Annotated in this window: 18 protein-coding genes and 1 riboswitch; of the genes, 15 read left to right on the top strand and 3 right to left on the bottom strand. The window is 38.3% G+C overall.

The genetic code is table 11. From position 1 onward, the window contains the following. Nucleotides 1–20: 20 nt before the first annotated feature. The gene (gene mprF / locus ACKTSC_RS05800; RefSeq protein WP_407857090.1) at nt 21–2,600 is read right to left on the bottom strand and encodes a bifunctional lysylphosphatidylglycerol flippase/synthetase MprF; all 2,580 of its coding nucleotides are present in this window, start codon (nt 2,598–2,600) and stop codon (nt 21–23) included. A 4-nt stretch (nt 2,601–2,604) separates the two neighbouring features. Further along, nucleotides 2,605–3,324 carry an alpha/beta fold hydrolase gene (locus tag ACKTSC_RS05805; RefSeq protein ID WP_407857091.1) on the bottom strand — a complete coding sequence of 240 codons (720 nt, stop codon included), beginning with the start codon at nt 3,322–3,324 and terminating at the stop codon, nt 2,605–2,607. Between the two features lie 187 nt (nt 3,325–3,511). On the opposite strand from ACKTSC_RS05805, the gene ACKTSC_RS05810 reads away from it, so the two are divergent. The 12 genes from ACKTSC_RS05810 to ACKTSC_RS05865 all read left to right on the top strand — a co-directional run bounded on the left by ACKTSC_RS05810 (nt 3,512) and on the right by ACKTSC_RS05865 (nt 15,223). Beyond that, complete coding sequence (locus ACKTSC_RS05810; protein ID WP_407856074.1) at nt 3,512–4,147, top strand: lysozyme family protein; 636 nt, start codon at nt 3,512–3,514, stop codon at nt 4,145–4,147. Nucleotides 4,148–4,297: 150 nt separating this feature from the next. Beyond that, nucleotides 4,298–6,118 carry a DNA primase gene (gene dnaG / locus ACKTSC_RS05815; RefSeq protein WP_407856073.1) on the top strand — a complete coding sequence of 607 codons (1,821 nt, stop codon included), beginning with the start codon at nt 4,298–4,300 and terminating at the stop codon, nt 6,116–6,118. Nucleotides 6,119–6,140: 22 nt separating this feature from the next. Continuing rightward, nucleotides 6,141–7,250 carry an RNA polymerase sigma factor RpoD gene (gene rpoD / locus ACKTSC_RS05820; protein WP_407857092.1) on the top strand — a complete coding sequence of 370 codons (1,110 nt, stop codon included), beginning with the start codon at nt 6,141–6,143 and terminating at the stop codon, nt 7,248–7,250. Nucleotides 7,251–7,427: 177 nt separating this feature from the next. Then, nucleotides 7,428–9,341 (top strand): cell division site-positioning protein MapZ family protein, encoded by a 1,914-nt coding sequence (locus tag ACKTSC_RS05825; protein ID WP_407857093.1) that lies wholly within the window; start codon nt 7,428–7,430, stop codon nt 9,339–9,341. Between the two features lie 130 nt (nt 9,342–9,471). Continuing rightward, on the top strand, nt 9,472–10,326 hold the full coding sequence (locus ACKTSC_RS05830; protein WP_332581026.1) for a CvfB family protein: 855 nt from the start codon (nt 9,472–9,474) through the stop codon (nt 10,324–10,326). 112 nt (nt 10,327–10,438) lie between these two features. Further along, nucleotides 10,439–10,894: a ferric iron uptake transcriptional regulator gene (fur, locus tag ACKTSC_RS05835; protein ID WP_332581025.1), complete on the top strand. Its 456-nt coding sequence runs from the start codon at nt 10,439–10,441 to the stop codon at nt 10,892–10,894. Between the two features lie 109 nt (nt 10,895–11,003). After that, complete coding sequence (xerD, locus tag ACKTSC_RS05840; RefSeq protein WP_332581024.1) at nt 11,004–11,894, top strand: site-specific tyrosine recombinase XerD; 891 nt, start codon at nt 11,004–11,006, stop codon at nt 11,892–11,894. A 14-nt stretch (nt 11,895–11,908) separates the two neighbouring features. Beyond that, a complete protein-coding gene (locus tag ACKTSC_RS05845; protein WP_332581023.1) occupies nt 11,909–12,274 on the top strand; it encodes a GNAT family N-acetyltransferase in 366 nt (121 codons plus the stop codon). A 1-nt stretch (nt 12,275) separates the two neighbouring features. Then, the gene (locus ACKTSC_RS05850; protein ID WP_332581022.1) at nt 12,276–13,022 is read left to right on the top strand and encodes a segregation/condensation protein A; all 747 of its coding nucleotides are present in this window, start codon (nt 12,276–12,278) and stop codon (nt 13,020–13,022) included. Then, nucleotides 13,019–13,600 carry an SMC-Scp complex subunit ScpB gene (scpB, locus tag ACKTSC_RS05855; protein ID WP_332581021.1) on the top strand — a complete coding sequence of 194 codons (582 nt, stop codon included), beginning with the start codon at nt 13,019–13,021 and terminating at the stop codon, nt 13,598–13,600. Before ACKTSC_RS05850 ends, scpB begins: the two co-directional genes overlap by 4 nt. After that, a complete protein-coding gene (locus ACKTSC_RS05860) occupies nt 13,601–14,317 on the top strand; it encodes a pseudouridine synthase (RefSeq protein ID WP_332581020.1) in 717 nt (238 codons plus the stop codon). A gap of 68 nt (nt 14,318–14,385) precedes the next feature. Next, nucleotides 14,386–14,504: riboswitch (FMN riboswitch) on the top strand. A gap of 125 nt (nt 14,505–14,629) precedes the next feature. Then, entirely contained in the window at nt 14,630–15,223 is a 594-nt protein-coding gene (locus ACKTSC_RS05865) for an ECF transporter S component (protein WP_332581019.1), read from the top strand. 102 nt (nt 15,224–15,325) lie between these two features. On the opposite strand, the gene ACKTSC_RS05870 is transcribed toward ACKTSC_RS05865, so the two are convergent. Beyond that, nucleotides 15,326–15,541: a ferredoxin gene (locus ACKTSC_RS05870; protein ID WP_332581018.1), complete on the bottom strand. Its 216-nt coding sequence runs from the start codon at nt 15,539–15,541 to the stop codon at nt 15,326–15,328. 28 nt (nt 15,542–15,569) lie between these two features. Here ACKTSC_RS05870 and ACKTSC_RS05875 point away from each other — a divergent pair, with 28 nt between their 5' ends. From ACKTSC_RS05875 to ACKTSC_RS05885, 3 genes are all read left to right on the top strand, one after another. Continuing rightward, nucleotides 15,570–16,556, top strand: coding sequence for a helix-turn-helix domain-containing protein (locus tag ACKTSC_RS05875; protein WP_407857094.1), 987 nt, complete (start codon nt 15,570–15,572; stop codon nt 16,554–16,556). Next, nucleotides 16,547–17,941 carry a RecQ family ATP-dependent DNA helicase gene (locus ACKTSC_RS05880; RefSeq protein WP_407857095.1) on the top strand — a complete coding sequence of 465 codons (1,395 nt, stop codon included), beginning with the start codon at nt 16,547–16,549 and terminating at the stop codon, nt 17,939–17,941. The genes ACKTSC_RS05875 and ACKTSC_RS05880 overlap by 10 nt, the downstream gene beginning before the upstream one ends. Before the next feature lie 68 nt (nt 17,942–18,009). After that, entirely contained in the window at nt 18,010–18,693 is a 684-nt protein-coding gene (locus ACKTSC_RS05885) for a LysM peptidoglycan-binding domain-containing protein (protein WP_407857096.1), read from the top strand. The last annotated feature ends 14 nt before the right edge of the window (nt 18,694–18,707 follow it).

Below are 18,707 nucleotides of genomic sequence, written 5' to 3' on the forward strand. Positions count from 1 at the left end.
GGTAAGGGATTTTTTGCTTATTAAGCTTTGAAGATGAAACGACGGATGCCACGATATTTTTTCTCGCCTTGTACGGGTGCATTATCGGTAATCAATAAAGCAATCATCACATACCCAATCCAACTGTCACGTGAATAGAGAACATACTCCGGCAACCATTTATTCGCATATTTGTCTTTGTATTCTTTCAAACCGCCGAAAGAGTAAAAGCGTGAACCAAAGTTATAAACTAAATAGGCAATTCTTTCTTGCGTAAAACTTTTGCGTGAGATGCCGACATTCGCTAATGGGGCCATCCCTAAATCGAAATATTCGATGCCCATTTCATCGCGCATATATTGGAATAGATTTATGAATAAGAAGTCCATCGTGCCACCAGGTGCTTTTTCTGGGTTGTGTCGCATCAAATCGATCGTTCCAAGATTGTCTGTATACGTGGGCATGAAATTAGCAAACGCAACGATTTCATGCTCCGCGTTTTTTATCACAGCAATCGGTGCTCGCTGCAAATAGTCCTCAGAAAAGAAACCTAGAGAAAAGCCTTTTTCTTTTCTTCCATCTAACCATTCATCAGAAATTGATCGAAGATTTTGCATGGTTTCGGTTGAGAAAGGAGGTTTTAAGACATCAAATTGATAGCCTTCTTTTAGTACTTTATTGAAACTTGCTCGTTGGCCTTTCATCTTTTTGCCGCTCATAGTAAAGTCTGGCAAGAAGACATGGGCTCGTTCGCCAAATTTGATAAAGTCATAGCCAAATTCATGAAGGATCATGACCATTTCTTCACTGTTCTCATAAAAGACTGGTAAATAATTATAACGATCAGCTTGTTCAATCAATTCTTCGGTTGCCGCTTCGAAATCAGCCGCTTTTCCTGAAGGATCACCCATGATCAAGACTTTATTATTGAAGGTCGATAATTGGAAAAAGACTGTATCGTCTTCGCCATCGTTGTAATAGAAAACTTTTTTGTCATTTAAGAAAACCAATTGGCTGTCTGCGTTGCCGCCGTAAGTTGCTAAAATATGCTGAACGCGCTTCTCGTCGAGTTTTTCACCAAGCTGAACTCGTTTGTTTTTTAAGAACCAAATCAATAAAAGAACAAAGAAGGCGCCAATAAAAATAGCAATAAAACCAACCACCCAAATCTGTTCGCTAGGGAACAAAAAGAAATCTGGTAATCTATGGCGATGGTGAATCTTTGGACTATTGTATACACCGATGATGATATAAAGGATCGCTAAACTACCCATAATGATGCCATCGATCGTTAGCCATTCGGCAGAGTAAACGAGTTGTTCACGGAATAGTTCGTTTTTAGAAAAAATGACAAAAATCAAAACTAGAGCTAAGAAGATACCACTCGATATTCTAAATCCGGCCAACATAGAATATAAAAATGTTGCAGCTACAATCACAATCGTAGGGATATAAGCTCGTTTGACTCGAGCGGCAACGCCGCGTCCCAAGACCATCAATAAGAAACCTAAAAGAATAGCCGGGAAAACAACGATCACGCGGGAATGAATCGGATTTAAATGTTGTAAGAAAGGTACTCGAACAAAAGCCTCTGGAATCGTCGCAGATAGGACCAGCATGATACCAGTGAAATAAAGCAAGAAGCTTTCCAGTTTGTGGGCGACTTCTTTTAACAGACTTAGCGGGATACCTTTGTAACGATCATTAATCGTTGAGCTGATGTTTTTAAAGAAAAAGATCAAGCCAATTGCGAAAGGCAGTAAATAGTAGAATAATCGGAATAATAAAATCCAAGCAATGACCGTTTCTCGCGGAGTCCCTAAGGCAGACAAACCAAGGATCATCATCAGATCAAAACTACCCAGTTCTCCCGGAATCATCGAGACAATTCCGATCACTGTCGCAGCAATAAACAATGGCACTACATCACGAACGCTGACAGATACGCCCATCAATAAACCCGTTGAAATAAAACTAACTAAGACACCAGTCCATTCTAGAAAAGAATATCCAATTAGTTGTAATCGGTGAGAATTTTTAAGGTCACCTAAGTATTCGCCTTTTCCAAAAAGGCTTAAACAAAAGATAATCGGGAAATACAAACCACCAGCGATCAGCCAAATCCAATATTGTCGTAAGTATTCATTATGGTCATCAAAGATCACAAGGAAAAATGAGAGCAATGCATAAATAGATAATCCGGACATCGTGAATACTAAAATTTTAGATAGGGCTTGAATTACTTTTTTTCCAGAAGTCTGTTTTCCATAAAATTCGGAACGCAATCCAGCGCTAACGACACCCCCAAAACCAGCAATGTTGTTTAAAGTATTTACAAACCAACTGGTCTCAAATACATACAATTTTTTAGGTTTTTGTTCCAAAATATGATTCAACGTAAAATCATACCCGATCATTGGTGTCACTGAGACTAACCCGATCAATGCCATCAGCAAAATATTTTTGATGCTTATACGACTAAAAATATCTGAAAGCTGATCAAATGAAATAGTCTTAGCAATATTTGATAATTCGAAAATAACAATAACAATAACAGAAATCAAAAAAATCATTTTTAATTTACTTAGATGATTCTTAACCCATTCAACAACTCTTTCCATCGAATCACTCCTTTTCCAATAAAAACTGTAGAACTTCTTGATTAAAGCGCTTTGGATTCCGCCGTGCAAACATATGACCTTGTCCTGAAACAATCGCGAAACTAGCATTTGGGATAGCGCGAGCCAAATACATTGAATGCCTTGTTTTGATTGAATCATGCTTGCCCACGATAACCAGAGTGGGTGCTTTAATACTATTCAGATTTTCTGTCGATAAGCCGATGTCACGAAAAAGCAAGCGTAAAATAGGCAAAAAATTCCGCATGCCTTTATCTACGAATGCGCCCATCCAAACAACTCCGTATTGCAAGTAACTAAGTACATGGGGGATGAAGCGAACCCCACTAGGTACGGTATTCCCAGCATTCAGAACTAAATGATCCACTTTTTCTGGATAGAGATGTGCGAAAACCATAGCCAAATTGGCGCCGTCGCTAAATCCTAATAAATCTGCACAGGCAATTTTTTCTTGTTCCATGATTGTTGCCAAGTCATGAGCCATAATTTGAAAACTAGTTTCTTTTTGTGTGTTGGTCGAGCGTCCATGTCCGCGACTGTCTACTACATAAACATTGAAATGTTTACTAAAACTATTGATTTGTTTTGAAAAATACCTTCCGCTTCCGCCGTTACCATGTAGTAAGAATAGTGCAGGCCCGCTACCGTACTTTTCATAATAAATTTCTGATCCGTCGCTCATCCGAGCGATTCTTTTTTCAGACATTCTGTTATCACCTTCCAGATTCAAGTATACCGATTTTTTTCCTTCTTGAACATTAATTTAGTTATAAGAACAAGGGAGCATAATAGAATGATTAATTTAATATAAAGCTATCATTTTTTACTTTTAAAACCCTAATAACTTCTAGTAGTATAAATAAAGAAAATAAGAAGATGGTTGGATAAGTCATATGTTGAAATTAATTGGTAAAATAATAAAATTCATTATAACCCTGGGCATTGTCATTGTTATTTTTGTTGGAGGATTTTTTGCAGTTCGGACATATAAAAGTGTCAAAACCGTTACTAGCTATCGTAGTGAAGTCCAACAGGTGGCAGATGAAGCTGATGTAGGCAAATATACAGATGTCATTTTAGGGATTATGTACACAGAGTCAAAAGGAAAAGGCACTGACTTGATGCAAAGTTCTGAGAGCGCCTATGGTAGTCGCGGCCAAATTGATAGCCAAAAAGAGAGTATTGAGAGTGGTGTAGAACATTTCGCTCAAAGTTATAAGTTAGCCAGCGCTGCTGGGTGTGATCTAGCCACTGCGATTCAAGCCTATAATTTTGGAACGAAGTATATTGATTTTGTTAAAGACAATGGTGGCAAGAATAGTGTCGAATTGGCGGAAGAATACTCAAGAGATGTATTATCTCCTGGTTTTGGTAATGATCAGCAAGAAACTTATCGGTATATGAAATGGCAATCAGTTCTGTATAATGGCGGGTATTTATATCGTGATGGAGGAAATATGTTTTATGCAGAACTCGTCCAAACCAATAAGCAGTTCATCACATGGTATGAAAGGTTTCAAAAGAGTTAAAATAGCAAGCGGAAAACTTGTAATAATAAGGAAGTATGCTAAAATGGTACATGTATAAGTTTGTCTAAAACAATCGCGCTGATCGGAAGATGAATTAGGGCGATTTTTTAGGTCTTTTATCATATTTTATGGAAATCAGGGTGATATTTTTTGGCACAAAGAATCCCCCAACAAGTGATCGATGAGGTTCGTGAAAAAACGAATATCGTTGAAGTGATTGGGCAATACGTCCAATTGAAAAAATCAGGGAAAAATTATTTGGGATTATGTCCATTCCATGAAGAAAAGACACCGTCGTTTTCAGTTGCTGAAGACAAACAAATTTTTCACTGTTTCGGTTGTGGCAAAGGTGGGAATGTCTATACATTTTTACAAGAGCTAGAAGGTATTACTTTTCCTGAGGCAGTAAAAAAAGTTGCCGACATTGAACAGATTCCTTTGGCTATTGATATTGCAACTGAACCAATCAGCCAAACATCTACTGGACAGCAACAATTGATTGGTTTGCATGAACGTACGCGGGATTTGTATCATCATATCTTGATGAATACTAAAGTCGGTGAAGAAGCATTGGATTATTTGCATGAGCGTGGATTAACTGATGAGTTGATTAACGAGTTCAAAATCGGTTTTGCACCTAATCAACGAGATTTTTTAGTTCAAGTAGCTCAGCAAGATAAAGTCAATGCTGATTTAATGGAACGAAGCGGATTGTTCATTCGTCGCGATAATGGGAGCTTTAGTGATCGTTTCTATCAACGAGTGATGTTTCCTTTAAATGATTTCAGAGGAAAGCCAATTGGTTTTTCTGGTCGTTTATTAAAGACGAAAGACTATCCTGGCGACGATCAGCCTAAGTACCTGAATTCGCCTGAAACGGAATTGTTCAATAAACGTCAAGTTTTATTTAATTTCGACAAGGCGCGCAATGAAATCCGAAAACAAGGTGAAGCGATTTTATTTGAAGGATTCATGGATGTATTAGCAGCATGGCAAGCGGATATAAAAATTGGATTAGCATCGATGGGGACCAGTTTGACGGAACAGCAGATCTCAGCGATTGAGCGAATCACGGGTCAAGTAGTAATTGCTTATGATGGCGATGATCCCGGACAAGCAGCGACTGATCGAGCTTTGACACTTTTAAGTACGCACAGTCGGTTGAATCTTTCAACGGTGACGATTCCTGAAAAGTTAGATCCGGATGAATACTTACGTAAATATGGAATCACGGAATTACAGAATTTAATTCACCATGGACGTCAAACGCCTTTTGCATTCAAAATGTATTATCGTAAAAAAGGACTGAATTTGGAAAATGAATCGGATCGCTTGAATTATTTAGAAGCGGTGATGCAAGATTTAGCAAAAGTCCAATCGCCAGTCGAACAGGATATGTATTTGGGTCAGCTTGCAGCTGAATTTCATCTCTCTCGTGAGAGTTTGAAGCAACAATTGCAAATGGCGCGTCAAACGCAACGAACAGAGCGAAGGCAACAACAAGTTGCTATAGCACCTTCACCGATCCAATCTAATAAACGTGTATTAACTAAAGAAGAAAAAGCAGAACGGATGCTGATTTATCGTTGCATGAACGAGAATTCGGTGCGCGAACAGTTGGTTCAATCGGAATTTCAATTTATTCACGATCAGTATCAGGAATTGCTTCTTTATCTAGATAGTTATATGATGGTTCATGGAAATTTTATTTTGGCAGACTTCCTGAACTATTTAAAAGAGGAAGAGATGAAGCAGTTAGTCATCGACATCTCTATAATATCCATGTCAGAAGATAGTAATGAACGCGAAATCTATGACTTGATGCGGGTTATTTCCCAATCTGGCATTGCTGAAGAAATCAAACAACGACAAAAAGAGCAGCTTGAGGCCAGAAAAAGCGGAAACCAACAACGAGAACTGGAGTTGACGATTCAGATTATCGAATTGACGAAACGCTTGAAACAAGCCTAGAAGTGAAAGGGGCATTTATTTTATGGCAGATGTAAAAAATGACAAAGAATATCAAAAAAAATTAGCAGCCTTTATCAAAGAGAAAAAACCTTTGGGACAGGTAGTCTATGATGAATTGACGAACCGTTTAGCAACACCGTACTCATTAGGTGCTGAAGCAATGGATGACTTGATTCAAAAAATCGAAGATGCTGGAATCAGTGTTGTCGATGAAAATGGTGAACCTTCTAAAGCTAGTTTGAAACAAAATGAAAAAACGGCAAAAGAAGCACAAAAAGAAGATTTATCAGCCCCAACTGGCGTTAAAATCAATGACCCAGTTCGTATGTACTTAAAAGAAATCGGTCGTGTGTCTCTTTTGACGGCACAAGAAGAGGTTGAACTTGCATTATTGATTGAACAAGGAGATCAAGAAGCAAAACAACGTTTAGCAGAAGCTAACCTACGTTTAGTAGTAAGTATTGCGAAACGTTATGTGGGACGTGGAATGCAATTCCTTGATTTAATCCAAGAAGGAAATATGGGCTTGATGAAAGCTGTTGAAAAATTTGATTACCGCAAAGGATTCAAATTCTCAACGTATGCAACATGGTGGATTCGTCAAGCGATTACTCGTGCAATTGCTGACCAAGCGCGTACGATCCGTATCCCTGTTCATATGGTCGAAACAATCAATAAATTGATTCGTGTGCAACGTCAATTATTACAAGACTTAGGACGCGAACCAACACCCGAAGAAATCGGTGCTGAAATGGATCTTCCGACTGAAAAAGTGCGTGAAATCCTTAAGATTGCTCAAGAACCAGTTTCATTGGAAACACCAATCGGTGAGGAAGATGATTCTCATTTAGGTGATTTTATCGAAGACCAGGAAGCAACCAGTCCAGCAGAACATGCAGCATCTGAAATGTTGAAAGAACAACTAGAAGATGTATTAGATACTTTAACAGATCGTGAAGAAAATGTTTTACGTTTACGTTTTGGATTAGATGATGGTCGAACACGTACGTTAGAAGAAGTAGGCCGTGTATTCGGTGTTACCCGTGAACGTATTCGCCAAATCGAAGCGAAGGCATTGCGTAAATTACGCCATCCTTCTCGTTCGAAACAATTGAAAGACTTTTTAGAATAGACATCGTTGAACTCCTTGAGGCAACTCAAGGAGTTTTTTATTTGTCGCAATTATAAATCAAACAATTTGTTCAAAAAGGATTTTCTTATTTTTGATTAATTCAACCGAAAACTGCTTGGAACATCCCGTGACATATGATAGATTAAAGCATAAGATTGAAAAAAGGAGCCGATTTCATTGCAAAAATGCCCTAACTGTGGTTTTGAACCAGTCGAAGGATGCACGACTTGTCCGAAGTGTGGCTTTTCACTACAGTTAAATGAAGAAGATAAAATTAAAACAGACGATGATTTAAATGATACTATTGAGTGGTCTAAATTGGCGAATATGCCGATCGAATCTGTCCAACAAATGTTTAAAGAAAATGAGGACAAAATGAAAGAAGCGGATTCTGAGCGCGAAGATCCAAAGCATGAACCGGAAGAAGCGCTAGAAATGAATCCAATTTTGGCACAGTATATTCGTCAACATAAAGAAGGCGCTGACCCTGAGGATGATTCTTTACTTGCTGAGGCAATCGAAGAGGCAAAGGCTGAGGAAGAACACTCATCAGCAGAAGAAAGTGATCAATCTGAAAAGTCGAACGAGCTTTCTGAAGAGCCGAATGAACCAGAGGTACCAGACTTAATTATTGAATCTGATAACGTGACTTCTACAGAAGAATCCTTGAAGGAAGAGCAACCAGAAGTTGTTAATGAAGCCAAAGTTGTTTCTGAAGAGTCTGAAGAATTAATCGAAGAGACTGACTCTAGCCCTGAACAGCCTGAACCAAATCCAATAATTGTCGACCCTGAGTTTGAATCAGAAGTTTCTGCACCACTTGAAGAAGATGCGGCGACAAATGAATCGAAAAAAGTAGTAGTTAAACCGATAGGCGAAAGCCAATCAGAAGAAACTGATACTGAAACAAATGCAATAAAGGAGCCGGAAGAAGCTATCATTGAACCGGTAATATCTAACAAAAACGAAGAATTATCTGCTGATGAACCAGTTGTAGAAACTACAGCTGATCAACAAGAACCACCTTCAAATACTCAACCGCCTGAAGAAAAACCAAAGAAAAATCGCAAGAGATTATTCATTACATTAGCAGCTGTTATTGTTTTAGGCTTAGGTGGGGGTTATTATTACCAGCATGAGAAGAAAGTAGAAGCGCAACGGATCGCAACAATCAAGAAGGATAATGAGTCATTGGATACGATCGAAAAAAGTATCAATGATTACTATACTACGGATAAAAAAATCTATCTTGCAGCAGACAAATTAGATTTAAATGCCGCAAAAATCGATGAAGAATTAGCTGGCTATAAAAGTAATAATCGTTATGATGATTTGAAAAAAGAGTATGATGAATTGATAGCTAAACAGACAGCTGAGCAAGCAGTCAATCAATTATTCACTAGTGCTGCAATCGATGGCGATAAAATAGTTGAGAAACCTTTATTAAAAACAGCAGATCCTGTTGATTTGACAGTTGATACAGGAGATAAAGAGTTTGATGGACTAATGGCGCAAGCAATCACTAATGCTAAAGATCAATATACAAAAGTTGAAGCTGCTAAAAAAGAGACTGCTAATTTATTAAAAGATGGGAAAATGATTGATTCAGTGACACGCGATCAATACAATACTGCTAATAATGCAGTAAAAGCAGTCGCTAATCAACAGCTGGTCAAGACTCAAATAGAGGAATTAGCTAGAGTAGATCAAACATTGAAAGATAAAGAAAAGAAAGCGGCTGAAGAAAAAGCTGCAGCTGAAAAGGCTGCTAAAGAAAAAGCCGAGCAAGATAAGGCCGCTCAAAAAGCGGCGAGTACCAGTGCCGCCGGGGACACAAGTAGTTCTGCTTACACTTGGGCTGCGGGTGTAAAAGAGCAAGTGATCCAAACGTGTATTTCACGAGGATACATTGTTGAAGGTGGTTACAGCTTAGTTCCTGTCAAGATAGAAAATGGTGAAGGTTATTATAATCTTTATGCTACTTCTAATCGTGCAGCTTTGACTAAGGGCTATTCAGATTCCGATTTGCCAATGTATTTGGTGACGATCAACTGTAAAACGGGTTGGTTCAAAGGAAATGGTCCTAATTAAATCAATGACATTGAGCTGGGAAGAATACTTCTTTCCAGCTTTACTGCTTGCATTGGTCTGCTAGAGAATGTTATATGTTAAATAAAATCACGAGACACTTTGTCTTTATTATAAGTAAGGAGCAAAAATTATGAACGAGCTATTAGGTCAAGTTATTACTGGTTTGATTATTGATGAGAATGAAACAATGTATTTAGTACAAAAAAATGGTGTTACTTTTCGATTAGCAAAAACGGAAGGCGAACATGAGATTGGCGAGAGTATCGAAGGATTTGCCTATGTCAATCAAAAGAAAGAAGCTGTTATAACTACGGTGATTCCTCAAGTACGGATCGGACATTTTGCTTTTGGTGAAGTAACTGACGTTCGCCGTGACTTAGGAGCATTCGTTAATATCGGATTGCCTGACAAAGATATGGTGGTATCTTTAGATGAAATGCCTAGCATGAAAGAATTATGGCCTAAAAAAGGCGATCGTTTAATGATCAGCTTACGAGTAGATGAAAAGGATCGTATGTGGGGTGTTTTAGCAGATGAAGCGATTTTCCATTCATTAAGTCGATCTGGTTCGGCTGAAATGCAAAATGAAAATAAAAACGGAACGATTTATCGTTTAAAAGTTGCCGGATCTTATCTGATCACGGACGATTTTTATATTGGCTTTGTTCATCCATCTGAACGCTATAAAGAACCTCGTTTGGGTGAAGTAGTTGAAGCACGTGTTATCGGTGTTCGCCCTGACGGCGTTTTAAACATGTCGTTAAAACCACGGAATTATGAAATGATCAACGATGATGCAGCGATGATTTTGACCATGCTGCAACGAAATGCAACACACTCGTTACCCTATTGGGATAAATCTGCTCCTGAAGAAATCAAAGAAGCCTTTGGCATCAGCAAAGGCCAATTCAAACGTGCGATCGGTCATTTATTGAAAGAAAAATTGATTAGTCAAACTGAGGGAGAAATCAAGTTGAAAAGCTAATTGAGAATAACCTTGCATAACTCTCAAGCTTAAACTATAATAATTCTAAGAAAGAGACGTTTATTTGGTTTCTTATTTATAATTATTATAATGTAGATGAAGGAGAATTCTCTTGAACGCAGTTTTAGCCTTACAAAAAACGAAAAAACAGCTCCATGATTCTGGTTTCAAGTTGACTCCTCAACGTGAAGCAACGGTGCTCGTTTTATTAGAAAATGAAAAAGATCATTTATCAGCAGAAGAAATCTATTTTCTCGTGAAGAAAAAAAGTCCAGAAATTGGTTTAGCGACTGTTTATCGAACACTAGAAATTTTGACAGAATTGCGGATCGTTAACAAAATCAGTTTTGATGATGGCTTGGCACGCTATGACTTACGCAAAGAGGGTGCAGAGCATTTCCACCACCACTTGCTTTGTTTGGAGTGCGGCAATATCGAAGAAATCGAAGAAGACTTGCTGGGAGATGTCGAACGAATCGTGGAATCACGTTATCATTTTGCAGTAAAAGACCATCGCTTGACCTTTCATGGGATTTGCCAAAGTTGTCAACAAAAAAATAGAGCATAAAGCTTTTAATAAATCGATTAATTCATAATTAAATTTGTAGTCCCTTGCAAAGATACGTGCTATCATTTCAAGGGGCTTTTTGTTATGATAAAGCGAAAGTGGTGAAAGCATGGAAGAACAAATTACGGAATATTTGCATTTTTTATCGATTGAGCGAGGTCTTTCAGAAAATACTCGAACTAGTTATCAACGCGACTTGCTTCAATACTTACAGTTTTTAAAAGAGCAAGGAATAACTGAATGGACTGCCGTAGATCGTTACGTAGTCGTTGCTTTTTTGGCGAGTCTAACCGAGGCTGGCAAGGCAACCACAACGATTACGCGAATGATTTCTAGTTTACGACGTTTTCATCAATTTTTACGTCAAGAACGTTATACTGATCATGATCCAATGCAACACATCGATAGTCCTAAAAAAGCGCAAAAATTACCGCAGACACTTTCTTTGGCAGAAGTGGAACGTTTGATTGCGGCACCTGATACAACGACTGATCTAGGGATTCGCGACCGCGCGATTTTAGAAGTGATGTATGCCACAGGATTACGGGTAAGTGAATTGATTGGCTTGAAGCTGGGAGATATTCATTTAGAAATGGGTCTGTTGCAAACAATCGGTAAAGGTGATAAAGAACGAATCGTACCTTTAGGTGATTATGCGATTCATTGGATTGAACGTTACCTTTCAGAAGTTCGACCCTTATTAACTAAAAAAACACCAAATGAAATCCATGTATTTGTGAACAACCATGGGCATGGAATGAGTCGTCAAGGAATATGGAAAAACTTAAAACAGTATGTGATCAAAGCTGAGATCACAAAAGATGTCACACCACATACATTACGCCATAGTTTTGCGACCCATTTATTAGAAAACGGGGCTGATTTACGAACAGTCCAAGAGCTATTAGGTCATGCGGATATCTCAACGACCCAAATTTATACACACATCACGAAACGCAGGATGACCGAAGTGTATAAAGAATTTTTCCCGCGTGCTTAACAGGAGGAGAAAAAGTGCTTACTAAATATCGAAAAAATCAACGAAAAATTGCTATGGGGCTATTAGGCTTTCATGACGGTTTAAAAGATCAAAAACATTTATTAAAAGAGATTGATACATACGAGGAAGATGAACGGTACCAATTATTTTGTTACTATGATGAAACTTCTGATAATGTCCAAGGAGTCATTGGTATCAGTCAACTAGAAGGCGACGAACTTATTTTGCACGATATTAGTTTAAATCCATCTTATCGTGGAGAAGGGATCAGCTTGAAAATGATGGATGAGCTCCAAGAACTTTATCCGGAAGAGCGAATCATTGGCACTCCTGCTACGTCAATGTTTTTAGCAAAATGGCAAGAGCGTAAACGAGGATAATATGGAAGCCATTAATTTAAAATTAGATGTTTTTGAAGGTCCATTAGATTTGCTATTGCATCTGATCCAGCAATTGGAGATAGACATTTATGACATCCCGATCGCTGGGGTAACAGAACAGTATATGGATTATATTCATGCAATGAAAACGTTAGAACTAGAAGTTGCCGGGGAATACATCGTTATGGCAGCGACATTGATGTCGATCAAAAGTCAGATGTTATTACCAAAACAGGAGTTAGAATTTGATTATGAGGAAGACGAGGGAGAAGATCCTCGTGATGCATTAGTGCAGCAATTGTTAGAATATCGCAAGTATAAATATGCAGCGACTGTCTTATCTGAAAAAGAACAAGAACGCAGCCAATATTATACGAAAGCTCCAATGGATCTCAGTGATTATGAAGAAGAGATTTTACCCTTACCTAAAGATCAATTGAATACGATTGATTTGTTTTTGGCGCTACATGATGTTTTAAAACGCAAAAAAGATTTAGAACCGATCGCTACAACGGTCGCTTCGGAATCAATCACTATCGATCAAAAAGTAACAGAGATCCAGCAGCGCTTGGCTGATTTAGCTGAAAATGAAAGTTTAACTTTAGAATCAATGTTTACGCATTATACTAAAGATGAAATGATCACAACGTTTATGGCGTTGTTAGAATTAATGAAAAAAGGTCAGGCAATCGCTAGTCAGTCAGAGACCTATGCACCAATTTTAATTTTTAAAGGAGTTACCCCATGAACCAAATGAGTCAAATCGAAGCCATGCTTTTTGTTGTTGGTGATGAAGGATTGAGCTTAGAAGAATTATCATTTACATTAGACTCTGCGACTTCAGAACTTTACGATAGCATCCAAAAGTTAAAAGAGCGTTATGAAAATGATAAAGCCTCTGCACTGACCATTTTAGAAGTGGGCAATCACTTTGTCTTAAGTACAAAGAAAAGATTTGCTCCGCTATTAAAGGATTTTGCGCGTTCGCCGATGGCTAATCGTTTGAGCCAAGCTGCGTTAGAGACACTATCGATCATTGCTTACAAACAACCGATCACGCGATCTGAAGTCGATGAATTACGAGGTGTTCAATCAAGTGGGGCAGTTCAGACGTTAGTTGCTCGCCAATTGATCGAAGAACAAGGACGAGTAGAAGGTCCGGGTCGTGCTATTTTATACGGTACAAGCGATTATTTTATGGATTATTTTGGGTTAAAAGATATCAAGGAATTACCTGATGTACAAATGATGGAAGAAGATCTGGCAGACGATGAAGAACCATTGGATTTGTTTTATGATCGTTTCAAGGAAGAGGATGAAGTATAAATGGAAAGATTACAAAAAATTATTGCTCACGCCGGTATTGCATCACGCCGCAAAGCAGAAGATTATATCACGAGTGGGCGTGTCAGCGTCAACGGTGAGGTCATTAGAGAATTAGGAACTAAAGTTGGAAAAAAAGATATCGTTGAAGTAGACGGTGTGCCGATTTATCAAGAAGAACCAGTTTATTATTTATTTTATAAACCCCGGGGAGTCATCTCGGCTGTTTCAGATGATAAGAAGCGGAAAGTCGTCACAGATTATTTTGCAGCCGTTCCGGAAAGAATTTATCCTGTAGGCCGTTTGGACTATGATACATCGGGTATATTATTGTTAACCAATGATGGTGATTTTTCTCAACGTTTGGCCCATCCTAAACACGAAATCGATAAAGTTTATGTGGCAAAAGTTAAAGGATATGCTGAAAAACGAGTATTGATGCCATTGACTAGAGGCGTAAGAATCGAAGGAAAGAAAACAGCTCCAGCCCGTTTTGAAATTCTTTCAACTGATAAAGTTGCTGGTACAAGTATTGTGGAATTAACAATTCACGAAGGTCGTAATCATCAAGTAAAAAATATGTTAGCAGCAGTTGGTTTACCAGTTCAAAAATTAAAACGTGAACGTTATGGTGATTTGACGCTTCAAGGACTACGACCAGGTGAATATCGCCGGTTAAATAATAAGGAAATTAATTCATTATTAAATCAATCAAGATAACTAAACTCATTTACTTGTTTTTTGATAGTAAAGTTGTTATAGTGAAGCTATCAAAAAAATAATTTAAGGTTCGTCTTCAGGGGCAGGGTGAAAATCCCGACCGGCGGTCATAGTCCGCGAACTGCGTAAGCAGCCGAATCGGTGGAAATCCGATACCGACAGTACAGTCTGGATAAAGAAGATAGAGCTTATTTGAGTGAGTCTGTATTCAATTCAAGTAACTCTATGCTTTTGCTGAAGCATAGAGTTTTTTGCGTATTAAATTCTACTCAAATAGTTCGATGAAGATGATTCCGAATCGGAGGATTTCAGATGAAGAACTTAAAGTTACAAAAAATGACAGCAGTAGCAGTAGCAGCAGCAATGGGATTGATTTTGCAATTGATTGCATTTCCAATCGTTCCTATGTTTCCATTTCTAAAGTTGGACTTTAGTGATATTCCAGTATTGATCAACATGTTTATCTTTGGACCTATGACGGGAATTGCGACCGCGCTCATTCGCTCAATCGTCCATCTAACAATGACTGGGTTTTCGATCGATAATATGATTGGTGATTTTGCCAGCTTCTTTGCATCAGTATTATATACATTACCGATTTTTCTGATGTACCGTCAAAAAACGAAAGCTAAACATGCACTAGGGTTAGGTCTGGGTATTCTAGCTATGACGATTTTTATGAGCGTAGCTAATTATTTTGTCATCACGCCACTATACTTAAAAGTCTTTGGACTTTCAGCAAGTCAAATGTTGGGGATGGGCTTAGGACGCTATATCTTAGTTGGGATCGTACCATTTAATTTAATTAAAGGAGCCATTGTCAGTGGGGTCTTTCTAGTACTACATGCTAAGTTATTACCTTGGTTATCTAGAAAAACAGTTGCTTCACAACACCACTCAATCTAAAATAAAAAAGAAGCTTGGACAAAAGTAATAATCTTTTGTTCAAGCTTTTTTTATTTTTTAGCGACAATTGTTGTTTAACAACGAGCATAAATTTAAAATATGTTATAGTGAGTCTTGATATAAGATTGCATGAGAAGGACAACGTTTAGCTGACTCAATGACAGCTGCTTGCTGTGCTTTAGGTACAAATTCATGGGTCGCTTCAGGTTCGCCTACGAATAGAACAAGTCCTTCGTCTGTATAATCAAAAATTTCTGGCGCGATCGTTTGGCATAAACCACAAGCGATGCAACGTTCAGGAATGATTTCGCATTTCATTTTTTCACCTTCCACAGGAGATTTTACTATGACAATTTTTATTTTAACGTTATTTCGAACAGGCTACAAGTTAAGAACCTCTACTTTATACCATTTATTAGTAGGTAAAAGAACCAGTTCAGTTTTACTACATGGTTTTTTTTATCAGAATTTAGCTTTTTTAGGGGCGTTGCCTCAATTAAAAGAAGCCGCTTTTCAAGAAGCTATCCAACAGTTAGCGGTCCAACACCTGATTGATATCGAGGCTGGATATGGACAGTTGACATCTTCTGGCGAGCAGTTATTAGTAGCAGAAAAAGTAGATCTGACCGGGATCGACAATTTACGTTTTGGCCGGATGCGCGAAGAAAGTTGGCAATTGATTTTGTTTAGCATCCAAGTGACCAGTCACCTATCGTTTAATGAAAAAAACTATCTACCAATTGAACATCGCCCGTATTATTTGCATCAAATAAAAAAATGGTTGGCACAGTCAGATCAACAACTATTAGCTAATATCCAACAGGAGCTGATCGAAACGTTAGAAAGCTTGCCCACTGATGAAGCAAATTTTTTGGCCAATCAATTTTCAGGACATGACTTTCAAGGGAAAACGATTTTTCAGCTTTTACCAGAGAAATGGAAAATGGAACCTTGGGCTGAATTGTACCGCCAACGAGCAATTGACAGTTTTTTACAGGCGTTACCAGAAGGTGAATTCAAACGTTTGATTGATTTTTTAGATCAACAAAATATCAATCGCAGTATGTTAAAAACGAAAGAGTTGTTCTTAACAGAAAAAAACGTGGACGAAATATTGATACTACGTCGATTAAAACAAGGAACGATCAACGATCATTTTATTGAATGGGCTTTGTTGGATGAAAAATTTCCGTTCGATCGGTTTGAATTATTGAGTTTTGAAGACATGGATATAAAGGAAGTCATCAATGCGCATTATCAATCATATGACTTATCGTATTTGAATTTTCGTTTATCACAAATCTATTTTTTGAGGAAACAATTATGGAACTAAAACAAGTAGTAAAAAAGAAATTTGGGTTTGATGGATTTCGACCAGGTCAACAAGAAATTATTGAAACGCTCTTAGCTGGTGATTCAGTGTTAGGGATGCTGCCGACTGGGACAGGAAAATCATTGTGCTATCAATTACCTGGCTATCTCTTAGAGGGGACTGTGGTGGTGATTTCTCCATTGATTTCGTTGATGGAAGATCAAGTCACTCAGTTGCAACGTTTAGGTGAAAAAAGAGTTGTTGCGTTGAATAGTTTGTTGACCTCATGGGAAAAGCAATGGATTTTGAATCAAGCCCATACTTATAAGTTTATTTTTATGAGTCCTGAAATGTTTTTAAGTCCATCTGTCCAACAAACCTTAAAAGCCATCAAATTAGCATTCGTGGTTGTGGACGAAGCACATTGCATTTCTCAATGGGGCATTGATTTCCGTCCTGAGTATTTAAAACTTTCGGAAGGCACTAGCTTTATCGAAGCACCTTTCGTGCTAGCCCTGACTGCTACGGCGACACCAGCTGTTCGCAAAGATATCCAACGTCTATTGTTTAATGAAAAGTCTGCAAAAGAATTTGTTTATTCAGTTGATCGGCCGAATATCAGTTTCTTTGTTAAACGGGAAGACAAATTAAAGGAACTGCAAACATTGATCAATTCACTGGATGGATCGGGAATCATCTATTGTGCGACACGCAAAAAAGTTGAAGAGCTGTATGAAACATTCAAAGGTCAACAAGCGATCGCTTATTATCATGGTGGATTAAGCGGACAAGAGCGGCGAATGTTGCAGCAGCAATTTTTAACAGGAGACTTGAGAATTTTGATTGCGACGAATGCGTTTGGAATGGGAATAAATAAAGAAGATATCCGTTTCGTTATTCATTACGATTTGCCAGATTCCCCAGAGAATTATTTACAAGAAGTTGGCCGTGCAGGTCGTGACGGATGTTTAAGTCAAGCTATTCTATTATATGAAGATGGAGATGAACATATTCACCATTTTCTTCAGGAACAAACAGTCCAATCAAAAAAACTTTATGAAATTAAACAAAAAATGACGGATATCACTTTTGATGATCCATTGATCGATAAGTGGGAGCGTTTCTTTCCAAATACGGGGGAAGAGTTGTTGGGGCTATTAGAACAACGAGGAATGACTAAAAAAATCCAACTGCAAAAGATGTTGGACTATGTTCATACCAACGATTGCAGGCGAGACTTTTTAGTGAGTTATTTTGCTGAAACATTAACTAGTAAAAATGATTGCTGTTGTGATAATGATGGTGCTCAATTGCAACTGCATCCGTTTGAACGAGCCAAGATTGAAGAAAAGATACCATGGCAAAAAATTGTTCAAAAAATTTTTAAAAATCCCTTGAAAGATTGAAATATGACGCAAATTGAATTAGAGCTATGGTATAATACATGGCGATAGCATTTAGGAGGTTAGAGAAATTGAGTAGAAAAGATCGCTATAATGATACGAAAAACGAACCATGGGAACAAAATATTTATGAATCTGATGGTGAAGAATCAACAAGTTCACGTAGCCAATCTCGCCGCAGTAATGGTGGGAACAAAGGTGGCGGAAACACAAAATTCTTGACGATTCTTGTCGCGTTATTGTTAGCCCTAATTTTGATTCCGGCCGGTGCATTTTTCTGGATCACTAATGGAGACAGCAAATCAGCAGCCTCATCAGAAAGCACGACAGAAGTTTCAAAAGCCTCTTCAACTGAAACTTCAAGTAGTGAAGAAAGTACAACCGAAGAAAGTACTGATGACTCAGCGGCTATTGCGGCATCACAATCGCAAGAAGCAGCCGAACAAGCAGCGGCAGCTTCAGCATCACAAGAAGCAGCCAATCAAGCGGCAGCGGCGGCCTCAGCATCGCAAGCAGCAGCCGAACAAGCAGCGGCAGCCTCAGCATCTCAAGCAGCAGCGGCGACGACACCTTCTTCATCTTCAACAACTGAAGGTGAAACAACAACTGTTCAAGCTGGTGAAGGGTTGCAGCAAATTGCTAATAGAACCGGTGTTGCGGTAGAAACAATTGCTGAACTGAATGGTAGAACAATCTTACCTAATGGTAGTTTTTCGCCCGCAATCAATCCTGGAGATTCAATTAGAATTAAGTAATTTATACAGCCGTG

The organism is Enterococcus hailinensis, assembly GCF_045862035.1.
Taxonomy (GTDB): Bacteria; Bacillota; Bacilli; order Lactobacillales; family Enterococcaceae; genus Enterococcus_A; species Enterococcus_A hailinensis.